Here is an 18,451-nt window from a genome sequence, read left to right as displayed (position 1 = left end):
CTAACCTCTATTTTTATCTATTTTACACAGCAGAAGATCTGCTGCTCTGCGGATAGCTTCAGAATATACTTTATTTGTACTGCTGTGCCCAACCCCTTCAAGAATTAATAATCGTGCGCCGACTTGCTCCGCAAACTTCTGTGCCGATGCAAAACGACACACTAGATCTTGACGACTATGTATCATCCAAATCGGCAACGAGGCAATTGATTCGCCGTGATGAAAAATTTGCAATTCGTCTATAAAACAACGTGATGACATATAATGTACCATCAGCCTTGCCTGTGCGACCAAGTTGCCACCACTGTGCAATTGATACCGCTGTAAGTGAATATCAACGCTTAACAGTCTGTCCCAATCCAGCCAAAGCTGCGCCGCTTTATGCTGAAGTAGCTCATCCTCACCAAACAGCTGCCTACGGTATATTTCCAGAATCCGTTCATAGTCAGCTTCACCATGAGAAAATATTGCAAAGCGTTCGGGATAAAACTGCGCGCCGGCCCCTGCATGCCCATACAACCAAACCAAGTCGTCTTTGGTCGCAAAAAAACTGGCCCAAACTATCAAGCCAATGACTCTTTCACGATGTTGCTGCGCAAATAACAAGGCCAACGTTGCCCCCCACGACCCCCCCGCAATAATACACTTTGGCAAATCGAGGTAATCTAATAACGCAAGCATATCAGCCACTAACAATTGGGTATTATTATGCTCTAAGGAGTGTGGAGAAGATCTCCCACAACCACGTTGACTGTATAAGATAATGCGATAGCGAGCTGGATTAAAATAGGTTTGTGTGGCCTTGTGCAAACCAGCTCCCGGCCCACCATGACACACGAGAACCGGAACGCCGTCTGGATTACCGTACTCCTCAACATGTATCTGGTGGCCATATGAAACCGGCAAATGAAAACTGCGCAGCACAGCACTGGGCTGATAAAGTAGGGTCATGACTAACCTCAGTCTTGAGGTGTGCCAGTCTCCTTTTCATGATGTTCTGCCAGACAAGCCGTAAACTCAGCGCCCAACAGAACCACCATCCACGATAAGTACACCCATACAAACAAAATTGGGATCGTTGCCAATGCGCCATAAATTACTTCGTAAGACGGGAAATGACTGATATACATAGCAAAGCCCCGCTTAGTCAACTCAAATAGAAAAGCAGCAAATAACGCACCGGGTATCGCAGCTTGAAACGACACACGTGTATTTGGAACTAAAGTATAGAGCATAATGAAGCCCGCCATCGAAATTACATATGGCAGAAGTTTAAGCAGTAAGCCGCTGAACCCTGGAATGCCTTGATCCGCGAAAGACACCAAAGACACAATATAAGATGTCACACCAATACTGGCTCCCAATAGAACAGGACCTAAAGTCAACACCATCCAATATATGGCAAAAGAAATCATCAACGGTCGTTTACTCTCAACTCGCCAAATGCGATTCAGTGCACTGTCGACATTACGAATAAGCAAAAGTGCAACCGCTGCCAGAAAGCTGATACCAACTGCGGTCATTTGATTTGCATTGCCTGCAAATGCACTAATATGCGATTTTATGGTATCAGTAGAAGTCGGTACAAAATTGGTGAAAATAAAGTTCTCGATGGCTAAACGTGTGCTTTCAAAACCAGGGAAGGCTGCAAAAATGGCCACCCCCACGGCGATCAGTGGCACCAGAGACAACAGCGTCACATATGCCAAATATCCGGCATTAATGGTTAACTGATCTTCCCTACATCGCTCGAAAAAACGCTTCCACCAGCTCGGCTGAGCTTTTAAATATATGCCGAGTTGGGCTTTCACTGCTGGCCAATCTTGTTTCATGATGATTCATTGTCAATGATAACTTTGCACATCTTACCAATCCGCTTCATAATTTAAAGTAGCCAATTAACGTTAAAGGATAAAGTATGCCTCTAAAATACCTACAAATAACCATAATGATTTTAGTCGCTACGCTTCTGAGCGGCTGTAAAAGTGCACAAAATGCCTACTATGCCGCTTGGGAGCAAGTGGGTGTGCACAAGCGAGATATTCTCGTTGACCGTGTTGAAGATACTCAGGCGTCACAACAAGCATCTCAACAAGAGTTTCAAAGTGCACTCGAGAGACTGTCTGTTTTGATAGACTTTGATGGCGGAGAATTGCAAACCGTCTATGAGCAACTAAACAGTGATTATGAAGCCAGCCAAAGCTCGGCTGAAACGGTTACAGCCAACATCAATAAAGTAGAGTCTGTTGCAGAAGCCTTGTTTGACGAGTGGCAAAATGAACTAGAGCAGTACTCAAACCCTCAACTCAAACGCAGTAGCGAGAAAAAGTTGCAGCAAACCCAACAACAATATAAAAAATTGATCCGCTCTATGCGCAAAAGTGAAGCGAAAATGCAACCAGTGCTCGATTCAATGAAAGACAATGTGTTGTACTTAAAACACAATCTCAATGCGCAAGCTATCGCAGCTATCAAAGGGGAATTCACCAACTTGAAGCGAGATATCCAAAGTTTAATCAGTGATATGAATCGCTCCATTGCGGATTCCACCAGCTTTATTGAGCAAATGAACAAAAGCTAAAGCTAGGCAGAACAAGCCAACTAAATCTCCCTAGTTGGCTTGTAGACGTCTGGTGTTCACTTTATCAAACACCCACCTCACATCATCTGTCATCGGCGCTAAATAGAAAGTCTTGCGTAATATCTCACATAGCTGCTCAACACTATCTACTGAGCGCTCAATGTGCTCACCGGAGCGCTCATTAAAATAAAGATAACTTAAATTCCGTAGTACAAAGCGTTCATGCTCGGAGATCCGTGATACAACTAGGTTGTTTACGAAGCTCGCCTCTGGATGTTGATGGCTATAGAAGTGGCCGACATCACAATCACTTTCATAGGTATCAAGCAAATCAACTTGATACAAAGTAACTCGCTCAGGCTCTAGTAAGGACACGGTTACACTGTTTGCAGTTCTTTTAATATGGTATTCGTTAATGCCTTCAGCAATGTTAGCACTGCGCTCAATTGGAATAGGAATACGCGGTGTTTTAACGCCAAAACCAACGTCTACCAGATATGTGTTACCTTGAAATGTTAACTGGGTTAGCCGATGTGTCCGGGCATTCGTTTTAGTGCCATTTAATAGCACCCTTCCCAGTAATGGCGAAACATTAAAACCCATCGCGCGTAACGCCAGCATGGCAATTTTGTTATGCTCAAAACAGTAGCCGCCTTGTTGTTGCACTATTAATCGCTCAAACAACTCATCATCACTGGTACTGAGGATTTTATTTTGCATTGCATTAAAGCTACTGAAACTAAAGCGATTGATGTGTGCCTGAATGAGTTTACCAACCAATATCAAGTCATTTGAGATAGCATCTTGTATATCTAGTTTTGATAAATAAATAGCCAATTGTGTTTGATTCATGTTATTCCCCTTTGTGCCTCAGATGATTCCCTAAGTGAATAACCACACCTTAAAACCTCAAGCAAAGTTGAGGTCAACTATTAACTTACCTCATTGAGTAATTTTTTAGATCCGTGATGATGGAGTAATTGAAGCGCTTCAAAATCGCAAAGTGGCTTGCTCATAAAATATCCCTGCATTTGCTGGCAGTATAGTGTAGATAGAGTCTGTAATTGCGCGAACTGCTCAATGCCCTCCGCCGTGACCGTCAAATTAAAGCTTTTAGCCATCGCACAAATTGCTTCAATCAATTGCCTTGGTTTGCCGGCGCCTTCAATACCATTGATAAATGCTCTATCAATTTTCACCCCATCAACAGGCAACACATTGAGCCTTGATAAGCTACTGTAGCCAGTACCAAAGTCATCAATATAGATACCAAACCCAAGATCATGCAACTTTTGTAGCGGCGCTATCAGAGATATTTCTTCTGTCATCATGGCGGACTCCGTTAATTCAATTTTAAAATGATTAGGGCGATACTCAGCATGTTCAAACTGAGTTAATAACCAAGACATAAATCCTTTATGTTGCAATTGAATAGGCGACACATTAACACTGACAAACATCTCATTGTCAGGTAACTGCTGCTTGAAGCGAATGGCATGTTGAAATACCCACTGTCCCAACTTCACGATTTGCGCACACTCTTCTGCAATTGGAATAAATTCAGCGGGACTAACAACCCCGAGTGTAGGGCTGTGCCAACGCACCAATGCTTCGAAGCCCACCACAATTTCTCCACCGCGACGGTAAATCGGTTGAAAGCGTAAAGACAATTCTTGATCCATATTAAGCGTATGCAGCGCCCGCTCCACCTGTAGTCTCCTAGATGCTTGAGTCGCAATCGCTGAAGTGAAAATGTAATAGTCATTTTTCCCTCGCTTTTTGGCCTCATACATGGCAACGTCGGCATCATGCAGTAGCTTTTCGGCTTCATAATTCAGACATGGTGCCGTAAAGCGCCTGACACCAACACTGCCACTGACCGTATGCATCGTGCCTTGATATTCAAACGGAACGCGAATAGCAGTTAATATGTCTTCAAGTAACAGCTCAAGAGGCATGGCTAACCTATTGGCATTGAGTAAGATTGCAAACTCATCTCCCCCTAAGCGGGCAATATCCGCAAAGCTGCCGACGAGTTCACGCATCCTCGTGGCAAACTCTATCAGTAATTTATCACCCGCCAAATGCCCCAGCGTATCGTTAATGAGCTTGAAACGATCTAAATCGAGGTACAGTAAAATAAACTCCCCCGGCGCTTCGGTACGATTGGCCTCTACCAGTTGCAAAAACGTTTGACGATTGAGCAAGTCTGTTAAGCTGTCATGCTGGGCTTTATACTGGAGTTGCTCATTGAACAACTTCAGTGTCGTGACATCCGTAATTCGCCCTTCGTAGATAACCTCATGACTATGACATATCCAGGAGCCTGTTTGTCTCACCCAAACGCCGCTTGTTTGATGAGAACCAGCTAACCACTCTAATTCGTCGTGCGGCTGCAATTGTGCAACCATCTCTTGCCACCTTGCAGCAACCTCGCTGTCTAGCATTAAGTCACTCAAGGTCAATCTGGTAGATGCATGGGTTTCACCGAGTAAAAGCGCCTTGAAAGCAGGGTTGGTATCAACAAGTACACCGTGTTTATCCAAGACAAATAAACCTTCACTGCTATTCACAAAGAGGCTTTTATATTTACGCTCAGCAACAATGTGCTGTTGAAGTGCTGTAAGACGTTTATTCGATTCGTGTTGAATTTGCTGGTTCGCCTGCGCCAAACTGGCTGTTCGCTCTTCAACGAGACTATTGATGGTGTCATGGCGTGCTGTTAAGTAGCGTACTTGCAATAAAACCATTGAACCAAGTGCCGCGGCAATCAAGGTCACTAGCACAATGATAAGTGGTGTGTTGTGTAACAGCGAAGGAGATAGTTGTGCCTGCGTATAAAGGTGCATTGAAACTGGCGTGCCGAAAAAGTCAATTTCCTCGGTGATCCCCGCGGTTTTATTAGCAAGATCGAACTGATTTTGCCAGTCAGAGCTAAACAATTGCTGCTTACCCGCAAACACACGCATATGATGACCACTGTTTTGGTACAGCTGACTAAAAAGCCCTTCAAGCAGGTGGTTAAGTTGAAATCCAATACCAAGTGCTCTTTGTGACTCAGGAAGTTGGTGAACAAATTGTTCTATCACAACACTCCAACGCTGCCCCTGTGGCCACTTTAATGCTTGCAGCTCATTCTTAGCGAGACGCTGCATAAATGGATCAGTGACAGCCACAGCAGTACCAACTAAATGACCAAACTCAGACACTGGCGCCGCTTTTAAGGTGGTTAGATACAACCCCTTTATATCACTGGGTAAGCGCACTTTAAAATCAAAAAAGCCCAATGATTGATACTGCTCTTCTAACTGAGAAACTTGATGGCTATCGATAATGGCATACGACTCTAAACTTAACTCAAGTTCCAGGCCCGCCAATTGTGATTGCGCCAAATGATAAAACTGCTCCGGTGTTATATCAGAACGCGCTCGGAGATAGGCTTCAATAGAATACAGTAGATGGGCAAAACGCTGCAGCTGATCGCTCAATCGTGACTGATAGAGTGACACATGCTGTTCAAGCTGATGATGCGTTCGTTGTTTGAAATGCGTATTGAATTCAAATCCAACGTAACATATCACACATAAATAAATGCCATATACCCAACCACCAAACTTGGCTGGCGTTTGAAACACTTTATCCCACTTTTTTACTCTAGACATCCGCTCATAACACTGTACCATTGCACCACTTGATAATAATTCTTATTTGCGATGATTAAAAGTAAACTTTGCTGTTTTTACCCGATTTTGCTACTAAGTACCCAGATTTTAGCCAAAGAAGAGCTCAACGTTTACTCATTTCGAAAATACGAATTGATCAAGCCTATGGTACAGGCGTTTGAACAGCAAAGTGGTATTCGCGTTAATGTGGTTAATGGCAAGTCTCAATTTTTACTCTCGCGACTCAGTGCTGATGGAGCAAACTCTCGCGCCGATGTGATACTAAGCTCTGATCTAGTGCAACTCAGTACGCATCGCACGCTGCTGCAACCAATGAATGATTTAAAGAAGTGGTCGGACGTACCTAGCGTATTTAAAGACCCAGATCAGCATTGGGTCAGTGTATCTATGCGAACACGTGCCCTATTTACTAAGACACGCCGTAATCTCCCGGTTCCGAAACAATTTGCGCAATTGAATGCCCCGTTCGCCAAAGGGCAATTTTGTGTCAGAGATTGGCGACATAGCTATAACCGGACCCTCTTTGCCAGTTTGCTCGCCAGTGATAACCCGACGAATACCAGTTGGTTGCCGTATGCAAATCAGCTTCTGGCAAAACGTCCATCGGGCGGAGACAGAGATCAACTGCGCGCGTTGGCGAAAGGGCAATGTCAATTTGCATTGGCCAATCATTACTATTGGCATATGATGAAACAGTCGAGTAACAAGCAAGATGTGAAAATTGCAACGCAACTTGAGATGCACTTTTTGCAAATGGCAAATGGAAAAACACCCGTTTCAACAACCACAGCGGCGATTGCCAAACATGCCCCTAACAAACGCAATGCGTTAAAGTTTATCGACTTCCTGCTTTTGCCAGAAACCCAAAAAATGTATGCGAAGCTGATTAATGAATTTCCAGTCATGGAGATCGAAGGCTACATGCTGCCGTTTGATCCGGCGTTAGAAAATATAAATAAAAGTTTGCAATACACCCAAAAAATAGACGCTGTATTACCCCAAAGCTAACCCGCCTATTTATACGAGTTTAGGTAATGATCATGTCACAACGTGTTGCGTCATGATTGTGCAGCTTTGTAACAAAATAGCGCAGCAAACTGAACCATCTACTGCGTTGTTGCGACCCACTTTTGCACAGACGATTTGGGGTATAAGACATCTTTAAAGAGACGATGCTTTTCAAAAACCAAGCCTTTTTCTGTGCTCGGTAGTCCTACTTGTACCTGACTATGGTGCGTGTTAAAACGCGAGATAAGAGTCAGTTTATCCTGTGCTCTTTTGAGATGAGTATTTAGATACGCACGAACGTCATCGGCTGTCATTAAGCCCAGCGCGTCTAAATTCATTAATTCTTTTCTTAATGCAGAGCGAATACCCATCGTAGGTCTCCCTGTGTTGTCATAATGGAATTAATCAAATTGCTAGCAAAATACACACCAATTGCTGCAATTACATTAAAGACCCCCACTTTCACGAAAAAGTTTCGTCATTCATCTTGTCTGCGCGGTATACTGTCGCAAAGACGTTTTTAGAGTTGTGATATGAATCAAGAATACATCGAAATTGAACTCGAAGAAGAACCGATCGAGCTTTGTAACCTATTAAAAGTACTCGACTTCGCAGAAACAGGTGGTCAAGCCAAGCAATTAATTGCACTGGGATACATTACTGTCAATAATGAACTATGCACTCAAAAACGTAAAAAAATGTATTCTGGAGATAGCCTTTACTTTGATGGTGACGCATTCTTGCTAACATTGGCTGAAGGCGCAACCCCAAACCCCAAACCTGCGATGTCAGCAAACACCCCGACAACCAAGCAGGCACACACACACGCTACGACCAAAAAGTCCCAAAAAAAACAGTCCAATAAAAAGCGTAACAAGCAACCCAAAGTGGACAGTAAGACGGGTCGAAAGCCTATTTCATTTGGTTAATTAAACTATCAAGGAAAAACATGAGTATTTGGTTTAGACCGATCACCAAGGCGCTTTGTCAATCCCTAGACCAAGGGCTCCATGGCAAAGGCTCTTTAATGGCCACTCTTGGCATAGAAATTAGTGAGATTGGTGATGACTACCTTGTTGCAACCATGCCCGCGACACCACATCACCACAATCCTATTGGTATGGTCCATGGGGGAGCGAATGTTGCCCTGGCTGAAACAGTGGCAAGTTATGCTGCCAATTTCGTCGTCGACTTTGAGCGTTATTACTGTGTCGGGCAGGAGATCAATGCCAATCATTTAAAAGCCTCTCGAAATGGCATACTCACAGCAGTGGCTAAACCCCTTCACTTAGGTAAACGTACCTCAGTTTGGGAAATCAAAATCACCAATGCTAAAGGTGAGTTGTGTTGTGTGTCTAGAATGACCGCTGCGGTCATTGAGCGCGCCACAAAGTAACCACCGCCCTATGTTATCACCCATATGGATGGCAGATGCGCGGACTCCCCAACCGAGGAAAGAGTAAACTCACCATGGAGCAAACCGACACGTTAGTAATCGGTGCAGGCGCTATTGGACTTGCCATCGCAGCAAGACTAAGTCAACACACCGACGTCGTCTTGATTGAGCAAGCACATCACTTTGGCGAGCATACGAGCAGTAGAAATAGCGAAGTCATTCACGCTGGTATTTATTACCCAAGTCACAGTTTAAAAGCAAACACCTGTGTTGCTGGCAAAGCCCAGCTCTATACACATTGCATCAAGTACGGTGTACCGTATGCTCAAATAGGTAAAGTAATCACCGCGCAAAATACGCAAGAAGAAGCAAAACTTGCGTCGCTTTTAGCCCAAGCGCAACACAATGGTGTAGACGACTTATATTGGTTAAGCCAGTCACAATTGGCACAAAAAGCGCCGCAACTTAATGCGATGGCAGGACTCTATTCTCCCTCAACTGGGATTGTAGATAGCCACCAGTTTATGCTTTCACTACTAGGCCAACTTGAACGCAACCAAGGGCAATACGTACCTTGTACACGATTTATTCGAGCCACTCCCTGTGCGCATGGGTTTCATGTCTCACTCGAGTGCGATGGCGCGCCATTTGCATTGAGCTGTCGCCAACTCATTAATGCAGGGGGGTTATTTGCACAACATAATGCCACGTTAATTGAGGGACTATCGGGCATTCACATTCCGCCCATTCACTATTGTCGTGGTCAGTATTTCAGTTACCAAGGTCGTCACCCTTTCAAGCACTTGGTTTACCCAGTCCCAGAGCAACATGGACTTGGTATTCATGCCACGCTGGACTTGGCTGGACAGCTGCGTTTTGGCCCAGATACACAGTTTATTGAGACACTTAATTATGATACCGATGCCAGCGCGCTAGACGCCTTTTATCACGCTATCAAACGCTATTGGCCAAATGTAGACAAACAACGTCTGCAAGCCGGTTACACAGGGATCCGTCCAAAGACACAGCGTCAGGGGCAACAAGATTTTCAAATTGAAGGGCCTGAACAACATGGTTTGGTGGGGTTGATCAACTTATTCGGTATCGAATCGCCAGGTTTAACAGCGAGTCTCGCGATTGCCCAAATAGTGGCAGCAAAACTGCAAGTTGAGCAAACATAAACAAGGCTGCCACCGCAGCCTTGTTTCAATCTCGCAATATACCGCTAAATATCTTCTAATTCCTTTAATGTTTTCGCCCTTTCATCCATGAGCTTTTGCACATTTTGCGCATCTTTCATAAGCTTTTTAACGTCTGTAGGGTTCAAATTATCGACGTCAATTTTGCCATCGGCTTGGCCTTTTTCTTGGCGAAGCTTTTCCAAAATCTCAGTACTTTCGGCTGCCATAATCGTGACTTTAGTCGGATCTAAGGTATGTACTTGGCTGCTGACTCTGGTATTGGGCCTGTCTGAATAATGCCAATTTCCTTTGGCGTCTTGCCACTTATAGATAGTTGTTTGAGAAGTCGTTGCATCTTCATCATTCAATGCTTTTTTGGCTGAATCAACAACATTGCCAAGCTCCCGTTTGGACTTATCTAACAGCGTACTTGCTTGCTGCTGCGCTTCGCCAAAGATCATATCTACACTTAACCAAGGCTTGCCATCTGGACGCTTAATCACAAATAATGACCCGAGCCCAATCAGCATAATCATTATCATTAGGTAACTTGAATATTTCATTTCGGCACTCCCTGTTTCTTGAGGCCACACCTCTACAGTATAGCTCTTTCTTAACTAGAGTTTGACAATTGAGTAGAAAATTATCAATCCGAATTTGCAATAATGACGCGATTTAAAACAAAAACAGCCGCTTAAAAAGCAGCTGTTTTTTTGATAACCATGGGCGGACACAATAAAGTATTAGATACCGTCACCATCGATATGCAAACCACACTCTCGATTTAACCCAAAGAAGCGTGTTTCCTCTTCTGTCATACCTGGCTCTAGTTTACGTGTGGTATGGACATCCCCCATCGACACATACCCTTGCTCCCATAATGGGTGGTATGGCAAATCATGCTTTGTCAGGTATTGATAAACGTCGCGATTATGCCACTCGATAATTGGGTACACTTTTACGCTACCACGACTGATCTCTAATATTTGTTTGTCAGCACGCGATGAAGATTGCTGTCTACGTAACCCACTAAACCAAGTACCCACACCAAGCTCTTTCAGAGCACGCGTCATCGGTTCGACCTTGTTTAGGGTATTATATTTCTTAATCCCGTCTTCACCTTGCTCCCAAAGCTTACCAAACTTTGCTTCTTGCCAAGCTGGACTGTATTCACTGCGAAAAACTTGCAGATTCAACTTTAGCCTCTCAGTCATTTCATCAATGAACTGATATGTTTCAGGAAATAGGTAACCGGTGTCAGTTAAGACCACAGGGATATCACTTTTTTGCTGTGATACCAAATGCAACATCACGGCAGCCTGAATGCCAAAGCTCGACGACAGCATATGGGTATCAGGCAAGTTTTCTAGCGCCCAAGCAACACGCTCTTCAACACTTTTTTGTGCCAACATGCCGTTAGCATCAGCAAGCATTGCCTGTTGTGTTGCTTTGTCTAACGTCAATATTTGCTTAAATTCGCTCATAGCTTGTCCTATTATCGGGCGCATTGCGCCCTTTTATTAAGCGTGGAAATCCGTTTTTGAAACTTTCACTTCAGCAACGATGCCTTTACGAATCACGAAATCGCCAAAACACTCTTGCTCATTACGCTCTGCAGCCCACTGGCCGATTAATTCGTCCAGCGCAGGCAGGTAAGTTTCTTCACCCACGTTTTCAAGGTACAACTTAGGTACTCGCGTACCTTCACGGTTGCCACCAAGGTAGACGTTGTATTTGCCAGGGCCTTTACCCACTAAGCCGACTTCCGCCAACATGGCACGTCCACATCCGTTTGGACAACCAACAACACGTAGAATAATGTCGTCATTTGCGATCTCATGCTTGGCAAGCAAGGCTTCGGTTTTTTCAACCAAATCTGGCAAGTAACGTTCAGCTTCCGCCATCGCAAGTGGACATGTTGGCATCGCAACACATGCCATAGAGCTCTTTCTTTGCTCCGTATGCGTGTCATCGATTAAACCGTGTTCACGCGCAATTTGTTCGATTTGCGCTTTGTCTTCTTGCGCAACACCGGCAATGATCAAGTTTTGGTTTGCAGTCATGCGGAAATCGCCTTTATGGATTTCTGCAATCTTGCGACACCCTGTTTTTAACGGCTTTTCAGGGTAGTCGAGGATACGACCGCTCTGTAAAAACAGCGTTAAGTGATGTTTGCCATCAATGCCTTCTACCCAACCGAAACGGTCACCGCGATGGGTAAACTCGTAGGGGCGGCTCTGTGCAAATTTAACACCTGCACGCTTTTCGACTTCCTCTTTAAAGGCATCGATTCCAAATGCATCTAGCGTGTATTTGGTCTTGGCATTTTTACGGTTTACACGGTTACCCCAGTCACGTTGCACACTGACAACATGCTCTGCTATCGCTAAGGTGTGCTCCAAGGGAATAAAACCGAAATCATCGGCACGACGTGGGTACGTATTAACATCACCGTGAGTCATGGCCAGACCACCGCCAACGAGTACGTTAAAACCAACTAACTTACCTTCTTCCGCAATGGCCACAAAGTTCAAGTCATTTGCATGCACGTCCACTTCGTTATTGGGTGGAATAGTGACCGTCGTTTTAAACTTACGTGGTAGGTAAGTTGAGCCAAGAATAGGCTCTAATTCTGTTGAGTCTTTACGCTCACCGTTAAGCCAAATCTCTAAATAAGCACGCGTTTTTGGGAGTAAGTGCTCAGAAATTTTGGCCGCCCACTCATACGCTTCTTGGTGTAATTCAGACTCTACCGGGTTCGTAGTACACAATACATTACGGTTTACATCTCCTGCGGTTGCAATCGAGTCAATCCCCACATCATGCAGTGTTAAGTGCATTTCTTTAATGTGCGGCTTTAACACACCGTGAAACTGGAAAGTTTGACGCGTTGTGAGACGGATACTCCCGTACGACGTTTTCTCTTCAGCAAATTTGTCAATTGCTAACCACTGTGCTGGCTTGATGATACCGCCCGGCATACGCGCACGTAACATAACGTTGTGCAGTGGCTCAAGCTTTTGCTTCGCGCGCTCAGCACGAATATCACGGTCATCTTGCTGATACATACCGTGGAAACGGATCAGCTGGAAGTTATCTTTAGTGAATCCCCCCGTTAACTGATCGCCTAGATCTGTTTCAATGGTACCGCGTAAATGTTCACTCTCAGTTTTTAATCGCTCGTTGTCAGCAAATTTAGCAGCGGGATCGTGCTTACTATTTGGCTTATAATCTTGGTTGCTCATTGTCATTCCTAAATTCGTATGCTGTGACGGAAAGTAAGTGCGTTATGACGTCTATTAATAGACGTCTTTTTGATAACGGTTAGCACTACGCAGCTCTTTCAAATATTGCTCGGCCTGCTCATCGTCTTTTCCACCATGGGTTTTAACAATGTCCAACAGTGCCTGGTGTACATCCTTTGCCATACGCGTGGCATCGCCACATACGTAGAAATGTGCACCTTTCTCTAACCAAGCAAACACCTCTGCGCCCTTCTCACGAATACGATCTTGGACGTAAATTTTCTCTGCCTGGTCACGACTAAATGCCAAATCAACACGATTTAGCAATCCTGATTTCACGTAACCTTGAACTTCAACTTGGTATAGGAAATCTTGTGTAAAATGTGGGTTACCAAAGAACAACCAGTTTTCACCTTCTGCTTCTCGTGCATCACGCTCTTGTAAAAACGCTCTGAAAGGCGCAATACCAGTACCTGGTCCCACCATAATGACAGGTGTGCTATCGTCTGCTGGCAAACGGAAGTTGTCATTGTGTTCACTAAATACTTTAACTTTTGTACCTTCTTCTACACGATGTGCTAAGAAGCCTGAACAGCCACCAAAATGTTGTTCTCCAAAGGCTTCGAATTCGACAAGGCCCACGGTCAGGTGTACTTCTTCTTCTACCTCGGCTTGGCTTGAAGCTATCGAATATAAACGCGCTTGGATTTTACGACAGCACTCCACGAGGGCTTGTGCTGCGATATCACTCGGGTTTTGTTTTATCACATCAAATACCTGACGCGCCTCTAAATACTGGCGCAATGCCGCTTTATCGGTGACTAACTGTGCAAGTTCCTCATTCCCAGTTGCCGCAGCATATTTTTCCACAAAGCCAGGATAAGACTGTGTTAGCTCAAGCTTTTCAATGAGTGCATTACGAACAGTCAATGTCTCATCACCCAGCTTTACTTCGCTCTCAGGTGCAATATTCAATGCACTTAACACCTCATCCACCAAAGCTTCATCATTTAAGAAGTAGACACCCAACGCATCACCAGGCTGATAGCTAATATCAGAACCCTCTAAATCGATTTCAATGTGGCGAACATCTTTGGTTGAATCTCGACCTGTGATCTTTACTGCCGATGAGATTTCAGCCGAAAATGGATTCTGTTTTGTGTACTGGCTGTGCGCGGCTTGTGGTGCACCAAATGGCGCACTGACCACATTAGCCGCACCGGCACTTTGCTGCGCCTTTAACTCTGGTTCGAACGCATCCAATGCGGATGCTATCCACGCCTCTGCTTGCTCGTCGTAGTCAACATCTAAATCTGCGCGCGCCACAACACTTTGCGCACCCAGCTTTTGTAAACGTTCTTCGAAATCAATGGCAGTTTGACAGAAAAACTCGTAGCTTGAATCACCCAATCCAAGCACCGCAATTTTTACACCCTCTAACTTTGGCGCTTTTTTGCCAACCAAAAATTCGTGCAGATTTTCAGCATCTTCAGGCGGCTCACCTTCACCATATGTCGACACCGCAACAGCAATGAACTTTTCTTTCTTTAAATTACCAGGCTTGTAGTCGGCCATATTCACTAACTTGGCTGTTAAACCGCGTGCTTTTGCTTGCGCTTCAAGCTGTGCAGCAACACCTTTTGCGTTGCCGGTTTGTGAACCATATAAAATAGTGAGTGGTGCAGCTTCTTGTGCAGGCGCTGCTGCCTCTCCAATTACGCCACCGAGTGCCGCAGTATTGGCATTTGCAGCCAAGTAACCACTCACCCAAGCCTGTTGAATTGGATTTAGCTCAGCCACCAACCCCTGTAACTTTTGCAGTTGTTCTTGTGATAGCGGACTTGCCGCAGCACTCAGTTGACTCAACAACATTGATTATTCCCCGTAACCCATTTCGTTTACTTGCTCTCGCACCTGACTGTGCAGGTCATTTAATAGCAAGCAGGATACTGTTCCTATCTAACAAAAAAAAGAACAGTATCTGCTTTGTTATTCCTTTTAGTTATGAAAAGAAAAAAACTCCAAATAAAACAGATTAAAAGTAACGATCATTTTTTGATCAAAAGTTATTTAACATTTTAATAACTGTAAAGTACATTATCTGACCTTAATTAACCTACTCAAAACAATAAGTGAGAAAAATGAAGCATCGTAATTTTCATAGATTTAGTATAAAGACCGCTGTTTTAATTGGATTAGTTTGTCCAATAGCCAGTGCAGAAGTTAGTAATGGCAGCTTCGAAAATTGGCAACAAAACACGCCGAGCAATTGGTCTACCATTGACACGGGAATAACACTCTCCCAAGTAAATACCCCGATCAAAGATGGCCAAAGTGCCGCTTCAGTGACGGTCAAGACCGCCACACAGGGTAATACGGATCTCCGTCAGGCAATTTCTGTCATTAACGGACAAAGCTACACGTTCAGTACTTGGGTCTACCATACCGAGGGCAGTATTAAGGCACGATTATACGTAGATGGTTATCGTGGATATTCGAATGAAAATCTAACGGGTCAGTGGCAACAGCTTTCGTATCAATATACAGCCAGCAGCACTAAAACTATTGAAGTGGGCCTGCGTTTTTACGACACCAGCGGATTTGACGGCACTGAAGTGGTGTATGTTGATCACTTTACCCCAAGTGACTCAACGACTACCCCACCCCCGCCTCCCCCACCCACACAATGCCAACAAAATTCAGTCCAATTGAAACTTATCACTGACAACTATGCCAGTGAGACCAGCTGGGCACTAAAAAATCAACAGGGACAAGTGCTCAATAGCGGTAATGGCTATGCGAACAATACCACTAATAATGAATCCTTGTGCTTGGCTGATGGCACTTACACGTTTGTGATCTCTGACAGTTATGGAGACGGTATCTGTTGTTCACACGGCAATGGTAGCTATGAATTAACGCTCAATAGTCAAGTATTGGCAGCTGGTAGCGAATTTACTAATCAAGCGCAAAAAACGTTTACTTTGGGCAACGACGGAGGGGATGGCGGTGGCCAAGATCCCACTGGTTATTATGCATCGGCAGCGGGTCTCACTGGGTACACACTAAAATCTCAGCTACATACCATTATTAAAGATCACACTAACCGTGGTTATAGCGCACTGTGGTCATTCATAGATCAATATGAGCGAGACCGTTTCTTTGAAAAAGACAATACCGTGCTAGATAGATACTCAGAAAAACCCAGCACCGCTGATAACGTGAACTTTGCGGCAGTAGGCGACCAATGCGGCAGCTACCGAGTAGAAGGTGATTGTTACAACCGCGAACACTCATTTCCTAAGAGTTGGTTTGGTGGCAAAGTGGAACCTATGAATTCAGACGTTCATCATATCTTTGCCTCAGATGGTTTCGTCAATGCGAAGCGCAATAGTTACCCCTTTGGCGAAGTCGGTAATGCCAGCTACACATCAAGTAACGGCAGTAAGCTAGGCAGTGCCAGCGGTATCAATTATTCAGGTACCGTCTTTGAGCCCATCGACCAGTTCAAAGGCGATATGGCACGTATTTACTTCTACATGGCAACACGATATGAAAATGTCATTGCCGGATGGCAAAACAAGTCGAGCTATGGCAATGATGTCTTAAACGGCACAGCCAATGCAGTTTTTGAGCCATGGGTCATCGCCCTACTTAAACGCTGGCACCAACAAGATCCGGTAGATGATATAGAACGTGCCCGCAACCAAGCTGCGTACGAATACCAAGGTAACCGCAACCCGTATATTGATCACCCCGAATTTGTCGAAAAAATTTGGTAATTTTCAGGCTATAACCTGAGAGAAAAAAGCGGCCTAATCCATTAGGCCGCGTAACATACTCAGCGCAGAGTCTACGTGAGTGTTTAATAAAGGTAAGCTAACTCGCTTCCTATCCTGTAAACCGTTTTGATATTCCACCACCGCCGCGATTTACAAGTGTACTTACCTTGGCTCTATCGTTAAGGGAGATAAAGTCATTTTTGCGTTATTGCTCGCCCCCATCAGGTTGTTGTACTGGCGATTTTCAAATAACGTATAAAATACATCTACATAGTCATCATCATTGGTAAACCAATGACTTGGCATCGCCTTAATTAACTCATTTGTTAATTGTGGAATAATGGCATAGCCCTGCACATTTGGATCGGGGATCAACCTCATTACTTGCGTTACAATGTTCAAAAAGGTCGATGCCAATTCTTGATAGTTGGTGTTGTCGTCATGCTCCATCAATAAGACATCCGCTGCCTGCCAACGATAGCGCTCCCAGTGAATGAGGATTTGATTAGGTGTGTAATCTTGTCCATCATGATCAAGATACGGTAAATCCACCACATCTAACGCTGGCTCATCCCGAGTTGGACTGACGCCATTGACCACAGCATATACTTCTGCTGCGCCTGAAATCCAAGGCTCTTTGTCGTCCTTTAAGCGGATACGGCTAATGACTGAAGTTGAAATAGGTGCACTCTGCTGAGGCGCAAATGATGACACTTGCGATAAAGGCGAATGCTCTGCAAACTCACGATTTTGATTGAACACCTTGCGCATCACTTCAATGCCTTCACGGTGTACAAGTTGTTTGTCTAACTCTACGACCAATACCGGTCTAGTGGGCATCTTCTGTGCATCAAGCAAATGAAGTTCACCCGCAGCATCAAACGCTTCAACATGGATCCATTGTGTATCCTCACCACGCGGTGCAAACGCAACTAAAGGCATTTGACCATCTTGCCATTGAGATAACATCGACTCATCCGCAAGACGTAGCTGATATACATTTTGGCCATCACTAGAAAGTCCTTTCAGCTGTCGAGTTTGTTCACTGGCTTGCATACCTAGCTGGGCACTCGCCGTAGGTAAGCCTAAATCAGCAAAACTTAACGTGTGCGTGCTGTCTAGCTGTGATAACCAATTTGCTTGTTTCTCACCTAGTTGTACCGCCACAGCCTTTGCAACCACCCTTTTGATGTCTGCGACCTGCATATTTTGGTTATTGAATCTATCTATCGATTGCAATTCAGTATGCACTGAGCGTGCACTACTCGATGATTGTTCTAATTGACTTGCAATTGCCGTTGTACTGGCAAGCATAACGACTGAATGCAGTGCTGCAAACTTAAGTAACCTATTCATAACATTTCCTTGAAATAATCCGTGTGTTTTTTTATTTACCCTAAGATAAACAACTATGTGTGCACAACCACGATAAAACAGCACAATAGATTTATCAAGATATTAATAACAGATTAACATGAAAAAATTCATATCGAGCGTATCCCACTGATAAATATAAACTTAACATCAAACCAAACAAAAAGCGGGACAATTAATTATCGCAATAATAAGGATTGC

General features: G+C 44.3%; 16 protein-coding genes. 6 read left to right on the top strand and 10 right to left on the bottom strand.

The features are described from left to right. Both L1286_RS17660 and L1286_RS17655 read right to left on the bottom strand, forming a co-directional pair. Window positions 1-951, bottom strand: a complete 951-nt coding sequence (locus tag L1286_RS17660; protein WP_235408360.1) for an alpha/beta fold hydrolase — start codon at window positions 949-951, stop codon at window positions 1-3. An 8-nt stretch (window positions 952-959) separates the two neighbouring features. Then, window positions 960-1,832: a virulence factor BrkB family protein gene (locus L1286_RS17655; RefSeq protein ID WP_235408359.1), complete on the bottom strand. Its 873-nt coding sequence runs from the start codon at window positions 1,830-1,832 to the stop codon at window positions 960-962. 86 nt (window positions 1,833-1,918) lie between these two features. On the opposite strand from L1286_RS17655, the gene L1286_RS17650 reads away from it, so the two are divergent. Next, window positions 1,919-2,581 carry a DUF2959 domain-containing protein gene (locus L1286_RS17650; protein ID WP_235408358.1) on the top strand — a complete coding sequence of 221 codons (663 nt, stop codon included), beginning with the start codon at window positions 1,919-1,921 and terminating at the stop codon, window positions 2,579-2,581. Window positions 2,582-2,611: 30 nt separating this feature from the next. Here the strand turns inward: L1286_RS17650 and L1286_RS17645 are convergent, their stop codons facing one another. Then, window positions 2,612-3,433, bottom strand: a complete 822-nt coding sequence (locus L1286_RS17645) for an arylamine N-acetyltransferase family protein (RefSeq protein ID WP_235408357.1) — start codon at window positions 3,431-3,433, stop codon at window positions 2,612-2,614. Between the two features lie 80 nt (window positions 3,434-3,513). After that, a complete protein-coding gene (locus tag L1286_RS17640; RefSeq protein ID WP_235408356.1) occupies window positions 3,514-6,243 on the bottom strand; it encodes a putative bifunctional diguanylate cyclase/phosphodiesterase in 2,730 nt (909 codons plus the stop codon). Window positions 6,244-6,294: 51 nt separating this feature from the next. Here L1286_RS17640 and L1286_RS17635 point away from each other — a divergent pair, with 51 nt between their 5' ends. Continuing rightward, window positions 6,295-7,272 carry an extracellular solute-binding protein gene (locus L1286_RS17635; protein ID WP_235408355.1) on the top strand — a complete coding sequence of 326 codons (978 nt, stop codon included), beginning with the start codon at window positions 6,295-6,297 and terminating at the stop codon, window positions 7,270-7,272. A 98-nt stretch (window positions 7,273-7,370) separates the two neighbouring features. Here the strand turns inward: L1286_RS17635 and L1286_RS17630 are convergent, their stop codons facing one another. Beyond that, window positions 7,371-7,643 carry a hypothetical protein gene (locus tag L1286_RS17630; protein ID WP_235408354.1) on the bottom strand — a complete coding sequence of 91 codons (273 nt, stop codon included), beginning with the start codon at window positions 7,641-7,643 and terminating at the stop codon, window positions 7,371-7,373. A 162-nt stretch (window positions 7,644-7,805) separates the two neighbouring features. Between L1286_RS17630 and L1286_RS17625 the strand changes: the two genes are divergently transcribed. The 3 genes from L1286_RS17625 to L1286_RS17615 are packed head-to-tail and all read left to right on the top strand — an operon-like array spanning window position 7,806 to window position 9,849. Beyond that, window positions 7,806-8,201: an RNA-binding S4 domain-containing protein gene (locus tag L1286_RS17625; protein WP_235408353.1), complete on the top strand. Its 396-nt coding sequence runs from the start codon at window positions 7,806-7,808 to the stop codon at window positions 8,199-8,201. Window positions 8,202-8,221: 20 nt separating this feature from the next. After that, the gene (locus L1286_RS17620) at window positions 8,222-8,668 is read left to right on the top strand and encodes a PaaI family thioesterase (protein WP_235408352.1); all 447 of its coding nucleotides are present in this window, start codon (window positions 8,222-8,224) and stop codon (window positions 8,666-8,668) included. Window positions 8,669-8,703: 35 nt separating this feature from the next. Further along, on the top strand, window positions 8,704-9,849 hold the full coding sequence (locus tag L1286_RS17615; protein ID WP_328284240.1) for an NAD(P)/FAD-dependent oxidoreductase: 1,146 nt from the start codon (window positions 8,704-8,706) through the stop codon (window positions 9,847-9,849). Window positions 9,850-9,893: 44 nt separating this feature from the next. Here the strand turns inward: L1286_RS17615 and L1286_RS17610 are convergent, their stop codons facing one another. The 4 genes from L1286_RS17610 to L1286_RS17595 form a co-directional block, all read right to left on the bottom strand. After that, window positions 9,894-10,412 carry a DUF4124 domain-containing protein gene (locus tag L1286_RS17610; protein WP_235408351.1) on the bottom strand — a complete coding sequence of 173 codons (519 nt, stop codon included), beginning with the start codon at window positions 10,410-10,412 and terminating at the stop codon, window positions 9,894-9,896. Between the two features lie 180 nt (window positions 10,413-10,592). Continuing rightward, a complete protein-coding gene (locus L1286_RS17605) occupies window positions 10,593-11,333 on the bottom strand; it encodes a phosphoadenylyl-sulfate reductase (protein WP_235408350.1) in 741 nt (246 codons plus the stop codon). 36 nt (window positions 11,334-11,369) lie between these two features. Then, window positions 11,370-13,094 (bottom strand): assimilatory sulfite reductase (NADPH) hemoprotein subunit, encoded by a 1,725-nt coding sequence (cysI, locus tag L1286_RS17600; RefSeq protein WP_235408349.1) that lies wholly within the window; start codon window positions 13,092-13,094, stop codon window positions 11,370-11,372. A gap of 54 nt (window positions 13,095-13,148) precedes the next feature. Further along, window positions 13,149-14,966 (bottom strand): assimilatory sulfite reductase (NADPH) flavoprotein subunit, encoded by a 1,818-nt coding sequence (locus L1286_RS17595; RefSeq protein WP_235408348.1) that lies wholly within the window; start codon window positions 14,964-14,966, stop codon window positions 13,149-13,151. Between the two features lie 269 nt (window positions 14,967-15,235). On the opposite strand from L1286_RS17595, the gene L1286_RS17590 reads away from it, so the two are divergent. Further along, on the top strand, window positions 15,236-16,876 hold the full coding sequence (locus tag L1286_RS17590) for an endonuclease (protein WP_235408347.1): 1,641 nt from the start codon (window positions 15,236-15,238) through the stop codon (window positions 16,874-16,876). 162 nt (window positions 16,877-17,038) lie between these two features. Here the strand turns inward: L1286_RS17590 and L1286_RS17585 are convergent, their stop codons facing one another. Beyond that, window positions 17,039-18,232 (bottom strand): DUF3103 family protein, encoded by a 1,194-nt coding sequence (locus L1286_RS17585; RefSeq protein WP_235408346.1) that lies wholly within the window; start codon window positions 18,230-18,232, stop codon window positions 17,039-17,041. Between the last annotated feature and the right edge of the window lie 219 nt (window positions 18,233-18,451).

Source organism: Pseudoalteromonas sp. SMS1, assembly GCF_021530565.1.
Taxonomy (GTDB): Bacteria; Pseudomonadota; Gammaproteobacteria; order Enterobacterales; family Alteromonadaceae; genus Pseudoalteromonas.
Note: the sequence above shows the minus strand (reverse complement) of the source record. Positions and strands in the feature narration are given on the sequence as shown.

What these genes read in the sequence shown, in the direction of transcription:
- L1286_RS17640 (WP_235408356.1), bottom strand. Translation starts at nt 6,243, where the DNA reads ATGTCTAGAGTAAAAAAGTGGGATAAAGTGTTTCAAACGCCAGCCAAG.
- L1286_RS17655 (WP_235408359.1), bottom strand. Translation starts at nt 1,832, where the DNA reads ATGAAACAAGATTGGCCAGCAGTGAAAGCCCAACTCGGCATATATTTA.
- L1286_RS17635 (WP_235408355.1), top strand. Translation starts at nt 6,295, where the DNA reads ATGATTAAAAGTAAACTTTGCTGTTTTTACCCGATTTTGCTACTAAGT.
- L1286_RS17630 (WP_235408354.1), bottom strand. Translation starts at nt 7,643, where the DNA reads ATGGGTATTCGCTCTGCATTAAGAAAAGAATTAATGAATTTAGACGCG.
- L1286_RS17595 (WP_235408348.1), bottom strand. Translation starts at nt 14,966, where the DNA reads ATGTTGTTGAGTCAACTGAGTGCTGCGGCAAGTCCGCTATCACAAGAA.
- L1286_RS17650 (WP_235408358.1), top strand. Translation starts at nt 1,919, where the DNA reads ATGCCTCTAAAATACCTACAAATAACCATAATGATTTTAGTCGCTACG.
- L1286_RS17620 (WP_235408352.1), top strand. Translation starts at nt 8,222, where the DNA reads ATGAGTATTTGGTTTAGACCGATCACCAAGGCGCTTTGTCAATCCCTA.
- L1286_RS17615 (WP_328284240.1), top strand. Translation starts at nt 8,704, where the DNA reads ATGCGCGGACTCCCCAACCGAGGAAAGAGTAAACTCACCATGGAGCAA.
- L1286_RS17660 (WP_235408360.1), bottom strand. Translation starts at nt 951, where the DNA reads ATGACCCTACTTTATCAGCCCAGTGCTGTGCTGCGCAGTTTTCATTTG.
- L1286_RS17610 (WP_235408351.1), bottom strand. Translation starts at nt 10,412, where the DNA reads ATGAAATATTCAAGTTACCTAATGATAATGATTATGCTGATTGGGCTC.
- L1286_RS17625 (WP_235408353.1), top strand. Translation starts at nt 7,806, where the DNA reads ATGAATCAAGAATACATCGAAATTGAACTCGAAGAAGAACCGATCGAG.
- L1286_RS17590 (WP_235408347.1), top strand. Translation starts at nt 15,236, where the DNA reads ATGAAGCATCGTAATTTTCATAGATTTAGTATAAAGACCGCTGTTTTA.
- L1286_RS17645 (WP_235408357.1), bottom strand. Translation starts at nt 3,433, where the DNA reads ATGAATCAAACACAATTGGCTATTTATTTATCAAAACTAGATATACAA.
- L1286_RS17605 (WP_235408350.1), bottom strand. Translation starts at nt 11,333, where the DNA reads ATGAGCGAATTTAAGCAAATATTGACGTTAGACAAAGCAACACAACAG.
- L1286_RS17585 (WP_235408346.1), bottom strand. Translation starts at nt 18,232, where the DNA reads ATGAATAGGTTACTTAAGTTTGCAGCACTGCATTCAGTCGTTATGCTT.
- cysI (WP_235408349.1), bottom strand. Translation starts at nt 13,094, where the DNA reads ATGAGCAACCAAGATTATAAGCCAAATAGTAAGCACGATCCCGCTGCT.